Source organism: Solemya elarraichensis gill symbiont (assembly GCF_002021095.1).
Classification (GTDB): domain Bacteria; phylum Pseudomonadota; class Gammaproteobacteria; order Chromatiales; family Chromatiaceae.
Genome location: NZ_MPRK01000060.1, coordinates 1 through 8557, shown reverse-complemented (window position 1 = coordinate 8557; position 8557 = coordinate 1). Strand labels below are relative to the sequence as shown.

7 protein-coding genes and 1 pseudogene are annotated in these 8557 nt (G+C 52.1%); 3 read left to right on the top strand and 5 right to left on the bottom strand.

The features are described 5' to 3' along the window. Window positions 1–2360: PD-(D/E)XK nuclease family protein (locus BOW51_RS04565; protein WP_078476649.1), on the bottom strand; the 2360-nt coding region annotated here is incomplete at its 3' end. A gap of 222 nt (window positions 2361–2582) precedes the next feature. Between BOW51_RS04565 and sat the strand changes: the two genes are divergently transcribed. Further along, the gene (gene sat / locus BOW51_RS04560; protein WP_078476648.1) at window positions 2583–3767 is read left to right on the top strand and encodes a sulfate adenylyltransferase; all 1185 of its coding nucleotides are present in this window, start codon (window positions 2583–2585) and stop codon (window positions 3765–3767) included. Window positions 3768–3905: 138 nt separating this feature from the next. On the opposite strand, the gene BOW51_RS04555 is transcribed toward sat, so the two are convergent. Beyond that, window positions 3906–4124, bottom strand: a complete 219-nt coding sequence (locus BOW51_RS04555; protein ID WP_135568057.1) for a hypothetical protein — start codon at window positions 4122–4124, stop codon at window positions 3906–3908. A gap of 23 nt (window positions 4125–4147) precedes the next feature. Here BOW51_RS04555 and BOW51_RS04550 point away from each other — a divergent pair, with 23 nt between their 5' ends. Further along, window positions 4148–4804, top strand: coding sequence for a thiopurine S-methyltransferase (locus BOW51_RS04550; protein WP_078476647.1), 657 nt, complete (start codon window positions 4148–4150; stop codon window positions 4802–4804). Here BOW51_RS04550 and BOW51_RS04545 read toward each other — a convergent pair. Next, window positions 4801–5823, bottom strand: coding sequence for a JmjC domain-containing protein (locus BOW51_RS04545; protein WP_306341486.1), 1023 nt, complete (start codon window positions 5821–5823; stop codon window positions 4801–4803). The genes BOW51_RS04550 and BOW51_RS04545 overlap by 4 nt on opposite strands. Window positions 5824–6184: 361 nt before the next feature. Here BOW51_RS04545 and BOW51_RS04540 point away from each other — a divergent pair, with 361 nt between their 5' ends. Then, window positions 6185–6682: an OmpA family protein gene (locus BOW51_RS04540; RefSeq protein WP_078476645.1), complete on the top strand. Its 498-nt coding sequence runs from the start codon at window positions 6185–6187 to the stop codon at window positions 6680–6682. Window positions 6683–6903: 221 nt separating this feature from the next. Here BOW51_RS04540 and purB read toward each other — a convergent pair. Then, window positions 6904–8267 (bottom strand): annotated as a pseudogene (gene purB, locus BOW51_RS04535) (adenylosuccinate lyase). A 52-nt stretch (window positions 8268–8319) separates the two neighbouring features. Further along, window positions 8320–8557, bottom strand: a 238-nt coding sequence (locus BOW51_RS04530; protein ID WP_135568056.1) for a YkgJ family cysteine cluster protein, incomplete at its 5' end; no start/stop codon positions are given.

The window sequence follows — 8557 nt, the reverse complement described above, 5'->3', positions numbered from 1 at the left end:
CGCACGTAGGCAAGGATTGCTGCACAGATTTCGTGTTTGGACTGGGTGGCATAGATGGGTAACTGGGGCTCTCCCGGCCGTTCATTTTCCCAGCCGGGATTGGCATGACGACCGCTTTTATAATCGATCACGGCATGGCAACCATTCTCCAGCTGGTCGATACGGTCGATGCGAATGTTAAAGGAAAGCCCTGCCAGCTGCGCCTGGTGTTTGGCTTCACTCTCAATGACGCTGAAAGGAGGGCGCTTCTTTTCCAGTTCGAGCCATTGCATTAGCAGTCGTTCAAGACGCTTTTGCTCAAGCTGCGCCATGCGTTTCCCGACATGCACATCAAGACGGTATTTGTTTGCAGCGTGGGTAACACTGTCAATCACCAGGTGTCGGCAGGTCTCATCATCAATTGCATGCAGGCGTTTGCTGTCTTTCAGCTGTTTCCACAGAATCTCAAGCGCATCGTGCAGCAGCGTGCCTTTCGTACCAGGGTCAATTCCTGGTGCTGCATCCCGGGGTTGAGTTGCACGCAGACGGTGGCGCGCAAAGGCCTGAAACGGGCACAGGGACTGGTCGCGGATCAGTGCAACACCACCATGGATGACACGCTCTCCGGCGGTATCGATTTGTGGCGCCCTGGTATCGCCAAGCGACTGCAGTTGAATGTTGTCGGTTTTCTGGAATAGCGGGTGCTGATATTGCACATTTGCAGCCGCAGGCAGGTCGGCCACGAGGTTGCTCGGCAGCAGTTCACTCTCACCATCAAGCTTTGCATGACTAAATATGACACGTGGCGCAGCGCAGCGCAGGCGTTCGGTGACTTTCTCTGCTATGTGCAGTTCACGTGCAGCGCTGCTGCGAGGCATCATTTGTTCGCGCTGCAACTGCAGTGGCAGCATCGGGTTCGGTTTTGGCGCGGGTGGCCACTGGTCAAGCGTCATGCCAGTCACCCACAAGGCATCAAAACTCTGGCCGCCGGCTTCCAGTAGTCCCATCACCTGGATTGGCGCATCACCTGCCTGGTGATGGAAGGGGGTTTCGCGTGCCATTTGAATGAGTCGTTGCAAGGCATGTTTATCGCTGGCCGGAGGGCTGATCCGATCAAGGCGACTGAAGCTGTCGAACAGGTGACTGAAACTTTCACGCGCTTGGTATTCGCGCTGGTTGAGTGCCTGTTCGCCGGGCCATTCTGCAATTCTCAGAATCTCGACATAGCGTTTCGCAAGCGCAGTGTGGGAAATCTCTCCGGCATCACCCAGCAATAGTTTCAATTGCTGCAATCGTTCAGCAAGCCGATGCGTCTGCAACTCTTTTGCAGCCAGGTTTGAGAGATATTCCAGTGAACAATCGAGTATGCCTCGTTCCCGCAGTAGCAGATCCAGAGACGCAAGGTGGGCAGACTCGATATTGTATTCACCAAGGAAACGCGAATGTAGCAGACGCGTGAGGTCACTGCTGCCAAGGCTCCCGTAACAGAGCTGCAGCATCAGCAAGGCATCCCTGATGATGGCCTGATCCGACAGGGGTTGACCGAGGGTGATGTTGAAGAGTCGCTGTTGATCCGAATCTTCCTGCACAATCCGTTCGGGGTGCAGGAGGTAACGGAATATTCGTGCGACCTGTTTGCTTCGCTGCTGCAGGTCGAGAATGACAACGCCGATGCGTGCCTCCGGGTTATTCTGCAACTCGTGGCTGGCCCAGGCGGCGGCTTCCTCGATTTCCTGTTCGGGAGTTGTGCAGGCGGTGATACAGGCTTTGCCCTCGTTTCCGGTCTGTTTCAGTTCGAACAGTTCGCAACCCCGGCTTTCGAGTTGCGTCAGGAAGGCTCGTTGCAGGGGTGTGTAGTCATCAAAGCCGGCAACTACCAGTTGTTCAGGAACAACAATGTCGTCATGCATGTAGGCATCAAGCAGCAGTCCGGGGATGCGACTGTGGCTGATGACGCCGCCGTTGTCGCAGTGCTGTGAAAATGTATCCATCCACTCAAGCAGCAGGCGGCTCTCCGGCTGCCACATGAATTCTTCCAGCGAGGATCCGTCCAGTTGCCAATCGTTCAGTGTCTGCCAGGCGTTTGCAGCATTGGCTGCGGCAACAGTTGGTCGAAGCAGGGCGTGACCAGTTGGTTGTTTTTGATTCCAGTCAGCTGCGATCTCTTCCCACAGCAGTTTTTCCTGCAGAGCAGAGAGCGGCATTGCGGCTGTTTTGCCATTTGCAATCAATTGCTGATACTGCTGCATCAGCCAGGCTTGCCATGGCAGTAGTTCGAGACTCGCCCATGCGCTCGCTTCTTGCTGTGCAGCAAAATCATTCTCAAGTTGGCGTGCGAGGCGTTTGTTGACTGTAACAACGCTCGTGCCGCGGCGCAGCATTTCGAACAATTCTGGCGAGTGGAGAGGTTTCAACAGGCTTCCTTACTGTTTACGGTTGTTAGCTTAAGACTTTATATAACCATACATGATTGGCAGCTCAAATAATGAGCCCCAGTGAATTTTATATGCGTAAAAGGATTTTGGTATTGGGTGCAGCGGGGTGATTGTGTTAGTTTTCGTCAGGTTTTTCGATAATATCAAATCAATTCAGGAGGCACCGCCATGATCAAGCCGGTCGGTTCAGACGAGTTACAACCACGTTATGTCTATGACCCGGATGCGCATCACGCGCTCACTCACGAGGCAGAATCGCTGCCTTCAATCATAGTCAGCTCTCAGGCAGCTGCGAATGCCGTGATGATGGGTTCTGGTTATTTCAACCCGCTGCAGGGCTATATGAATGTCGCTGACTCTGTCAGTTGTGCAGAGACCATGCAGATGACTTCCGGTGCTTTCTTCCCGGTTCCTGTTATGTGTCTTGTTGAGAATACAGATGCTATCGGTGATGCGAAGCGTATTGCGCTGCGTGATCCAAACGTTGAAGGCAACCCGGTTCTCGCAGTGATGGATATCGAAGCTGTCGAGACTGTCAGCGACGAGCAGATGCAGACCATGACCGCGAAGGTTTACGGTACAGATGATCCTGAGCATCCTGGTGTTGCTGCATTCAATTCACAGGGCCGTGTCGCACTTTCCGGTCCGATCCAGGTTCTGAACTTCTCTTACTTCATGACCGATTTCCCGGATACCTTCCGTACTGCTGTCGAGATTCGTAACGAGATTTCAGAGCGTGGCTGGAAGAAGATTGTTGCCTTCCAGACCCGTAACCCGATGCACCTCGCACACGAAGAGCTGTGCCACATGGCAATGGATCGTCTCGGTTGTGACGGCCTGGTTATCCACATGCTGCTTGGCCAGCTGAAGCCGGGTGATATTCCTGCGCCGGTTCGTGATGCTGCAATCCGCAAGATGGTTGAGCTCTACTTCCCGCCAAACAGCGCGATGGTCACCGGTTACGGTTACGACATGCTCTATGCAGGTCCACGTGAAGGTGTTCTGCACGCTTATTTCCGCCAGAACATGGGTGCGACACATTTCATCATCGGTCGTGACCACGCTGGTGTTGGTGACTACTATGGTGCTTTTGACGCACAAACCATTTTTGATGAGATTCCCGAAGGCGCACTGGAGATTGAAATCTTCAAGGCTGACCATACCGCATGGTCCAAGAAGCTCAATAAGGTTGTGATGATGTGCGAAGCACCTGATCACGAGAAGGATGACTTCGTACTGCTGTCTGGTACCAAGGTACGTGAAATGCTCGGACAGGGTATTGCCCCGCCAAAAGAGTTCTCTCGTCCAGAAGTTGCCAAGATCCTGATCGACTACTACCAGTCAATCAACTGATCTTAAGCAGTTGTTGATTGATTAAGCCCGGCTTTTGCCGGGCTTTTTTGTGTTTATGTGTCGCTGCGCCCGCGGTATTTGTGCTTCCCTGCACATCATGAAGTAAAACTCGCGATCTTCAATCACTCAAACAGTTTTTCACTTCTCCTGTGATGCCCTGCGCTGCTGGCCGGTTTTTGCTCCTGCAAAACCGGCACTTCCGCCATCCGTGGCGGTCGCTGGGCGCCACTGACGGAGAGTCCTCAGGTTGGTAGACCCCGGGTCAAGCCCGGGGTGACGATGTTGAGTCACGACCAACGACCAATAACCAACGCCTATTTTTTGCGTGAAACGAGTGAGTCGATTATCCTTGGCCACTTACAGTCACCGAGGATACTCAATTGGAAGCAGATTTCTGGATCGAGCGCTGGATGAATAACGAAATTGGTTTTCACCAGGAGACCATTAACCAGCATCTTGAAGAGTACTGGCGTCATCTGGACGTGCCGGCAGGTTCGACTGTATTTGTTCCCCTGTGTGGCAAAAGTCTCGACATGCTGTGGTTGGTGGACCAGGGATACAAGGTGCTGGGTATTGAACTGAGCCACGCCGCGGTCGAGAGCTTTTTCAGGGAGAATGATCTTGATGTTGAGGTGACTGAGGAGAATGGTCTGCGTTTGTGGAAGGGTGAGAGCATTTCCATCTATGAAGGTGACTTTTTCTCTATGACGCAGGAGCAACTCTCTGGTGTTTCGGCTGTATTTGATCGTGCGTCACTGATCGCGCTGCCTGACTGGATGCGCTGTGACTATGTTGATGCGCTGAAGAAACTGCTGCCGCCATCAATCGGCATCTTGCTGATTACCCTGGTATATGACCAGGAGGAGATGCAGGGACCGCCGTTCTCGGTGAGTGAAGATGAGGTGGCTCAGCTCTACAAGGAGTGGTGTGATCTCGAGGAGATTGCCAGTATCGATGCCCTTGCGGAAGAGCCCGGTTTCAGGAAGAGGGGGCTTACGAGTCTGCAGGAGAAGGTGTTTACCCTGTCAACACACTAGTCATTTCCTCTCAATATGACCCCCAGTTCGTAAAGGCTCTCCAGTCGCTCGATGATTAACTCATGTTGTAACCAGGGAGCCAGCTCCTCAGCAGACAGTGCCTCGTTGTTACTGAGCATGGCGACAAACTCCAGTAGTTCAGGCGGAAGTTGAAATGACTCACCATCCGCATAGAGAGTGATCTCTTCATCTCCTTTGCGGTAGAGCAGTTGGCTGAAACCATGGCGCCGTATTCCACTTGCTGCAATCACTGCAACATCGAAATCACTGTCTGGCAGTTCCGGATAGAGATGCGGTTTGGGTTCTGACAGGTAACAGCCCAGCCATTCGGCCATGGCTTCTTTCCCCTGTGGTAATGCGCTGTTCAAACATTTGATGAGACTGTCGATATCGTCCGGACTGATTTCCGCTGCATTCTGCGGATCGATAATCGAGCGTTGCGGATCGCTGAAACGTTCAGCCTGTCCGGTTTCAAGCAGATGTCCCACCCAGCCTTCGAGCAGATCGTGGGATGTCGGGGCGCGGAAGCCGACTGATGCAGTAATACACTCTCCCTCGGCAACTCCCCAATGTGCGACGCCGGGTGGCAGGTAGAGAATATCGCCTGGCTCCAGCAGCCACTCCTGTTCGGTTTCAAACTGCCTGAGAATACGCAGATCAATATCAGGTAGCAGATTGTTGTTTTCAATCGCGCGCGTATCGATTTTCCAGCGTCTTTGTCCGTGTGCCTGGATCAGAAAAACATCATATTCATCGACATGAGGTCCCACAGAGCCCTGGTCTGCGGCATAGCTGATCATGATGTCATCGATGCGCCAGCGTGGAATAAAATGAAACAAATGCAGGATTGAAGTCAGTTGCGGGAGGTGTTTATCCATATCCTGCAGCAGCAATGTCCAGCGGGATTCTCCAAATTTCTTGTCAAAACCGCTCTTAATAGGCCCTTCTTCGAGTTGCCAGAACGGGCTTGATGCGAGTTCCCGGACGATGCGTGATTCGACTGTGTCATTTTCAGCCAAACCATATAGTTCTGATTTACAAGGGAATTTTTCTACATCGAGAGCATTTCTCATCAACAGGGGAGATTGTTGCCAGATCTTCCCGAGAAAATACTCTTCGGAAATGCCTGCGGGGAGTCTGAGCATTTTGATACTCGCTTAATCAGCTATTGAGTTTGTATGAAATTATCATATACTTAGCAAATAGAGTACAGGAGTGGCGGGGGCGAATCTGGCTTTCAGAGCGCTTGTGCACTGTAACTCTTGTCATGTCATCTATTTGTCATGGAAAAGTTGTTGGCGTATGTTGGAACTTGTTGTATGATCCTAATCGCCATGAAGAAAATTATGAGCGTCTAATACCGCAATCAAGGGGAGTATTATGTCTCAGTTTAAAAATAAATTTGCAGCAATCGCAGTTTTGACTGCTGGTCTCGCTGCTATGCCAGCAAGTGCTGCAGAGTACCTGTCAGATTCACAGGGTGAAGTTGTCAAGAACGCATACGATGAGTGCTGGGAAGTATCTTATGGTCTGCCAACTTGCGGACAGAAAATCACCTTCCAGGGTGTTCTGTTCGATTTCAACAAGAACAACATCAAGCCTGAGTTCGCTGCACAGCTGGACGATCTGGCTGGTAGCCTTTCAGGTGGTTTCGATAGCATGGTTATCGAAGGTCACACTGATAGCATCGGTTCTGACTCTTACAACCAGGGCTTGTCACAGCGTCGTGCTGACTCTGTTGCAAGCTACCTGTCTGGTAAAGGTCTGGATCGCGGTAGCATGACTACCGTTGGCATGGGTGAGTCTAACCCAGTCAAGCCTAACGATACTGAAGAGAATCGTTACCAGAACCGTCGTGTTGAGATCACTATCAAGTAAGATAGCGTGATGACATGAGGCAGAATTTCTGCCAACGAAAAAGCCGCACATTGCGCGGCTTTTTTGTGTCTGGAAAAAGGGTGCCAGGGCAGGGAGTCAGGTTATCGTTGCATTTTATCACCCCAGGCTTGTTCGGGATTCATCCTGAACAGGGCGCAAACAGATGAATGCCGGCTCAAGGCCGGCATGACAAGGGGATGATCAGTGAGAGTTGTTTCCTGTTAGATCGCGCGCGCCTGCTCTTCAGCATTGCCGATATAGCTGGCTGGCGTCATCTGCAATAGCGTCTGTTTTGCATCAGCGGGAATATCCAGCTTCTCGATGAAGGCCTGCATATCAGCCTGTGTGAGGCGATGGCCGCGTGTCAGCTCCTTGAGCTTCTCATAGGGCTTTTCGATGCCATAGCGGCGCATGACTGTCTGATTGGTTCAGCCAGTACTTCCCAATTGGCATCCAGGTCATCGGCCATGCGCGCCGCATCGGCTTCCAGCTTGGAAATGCCGCGCAGAACTGATTCAAGGGCAATGACAGTGTGACCGATACCGACTCCGAGGTTGCGCAGTACAGTCGAGTCAGTCAGGTCGCGCTGCCAGCGTGATACGGGCAGTTTTGCAGAGAGGTGGTGCAGGATCGCGTTGGCGATGCCGAGATTGCCTTCGCCATTTTCGAAATCGATCGGGTTGACCTTGTGTGGCATGGTCGAAGAACCGACTTCACCTGCTTTGGTTTTCTGCTTGAAATAGCCGATAGAGATGTAGGACCAGATATCGCGGCAGTAGTCGATAACGATTGTGTTGTAACGCTGAATGGCATCGAACAGTTCGGCGATGTAGTCGTGTGGCTCTATCTGGGTTGTATAGGAGTTCCAGTCAAGATCGTTTGACTCAACAAAGGCCTGTGCGAAGGCGGTCCAGTTCTTGTCCGGATAGGCTGACAGGTGTGCATTGTAGTTGCCGACAGCGCCATTGATCTTGCCGCGCAGGGCAATGGCTGCAATCTGCTCTCTCTGTTGTTGCAGGCGGGCAACCACGTTGGCCATCTCCTTGCCGAGTGTGGAAGGTGAGGCAGGCTGGCCGTGAGTCCTGCAGAGCATGGGAACGGCAGCGTGCTCGTGCGCCAGTGCCCTGATGGCATCGATGACCCTGTCAGCGGTATCCAGCAACTGTTCACGTCCATCACGCAGCATCATGGCGTGACACAGGTTGTTGATATCTTCCGATGTGCAGGCAAGGTGGATGAACTCATTGATTGCCATCAATTCCGCAGAGTCGGCAATGCGTTCCTTGAGGAAATACTCGACTGCCTTGACGTCATGGTTGGTGGTGCGCTCGATCTCCTTGACACGTGCTGCATCGGACTCTGAAAAATTGTCGATGATGCTTTCAAGAAGTTGGTTGGTTTTACTGCTGAATGCGGGTACTTCGCTGATTTCGGCATCATTCGAGAGTGCCTGCAGCCAGCGGATTTCAACAATCACGCGGTAGCGTATTAATCCAAATTCACTGAATACCTGTCTTAACGGCGCAGTTTTGCTGCCATAGCGTCCATCAACGGGTGAAATTGCGGTCAGGGATGAGAGTTCCATACGGCTTGTGCATTTGAGAGTGAGACAAGCAAACAATTATACAGGGCAGGCTCTACTTATCCCAGCGTTTGAAGCGTTTCCTGCAGTAGGCGAGAAGTTCGTTGTAATCACGAAAGTGGTAAATGAAGTGTTTGCTGGCGGGCTCATCGTATTCACACCAGTCATTTTCATAGTCACGGCAGATCTGCGGACGTGTCTCGTAGATGCCGCAGAGGCCTCCAGGCTGCAGAAACTGGCATGTACCGTTGTAGAGCAGGTACCAGCCGCTGTCGTCCTTGTAGGCCTCGACA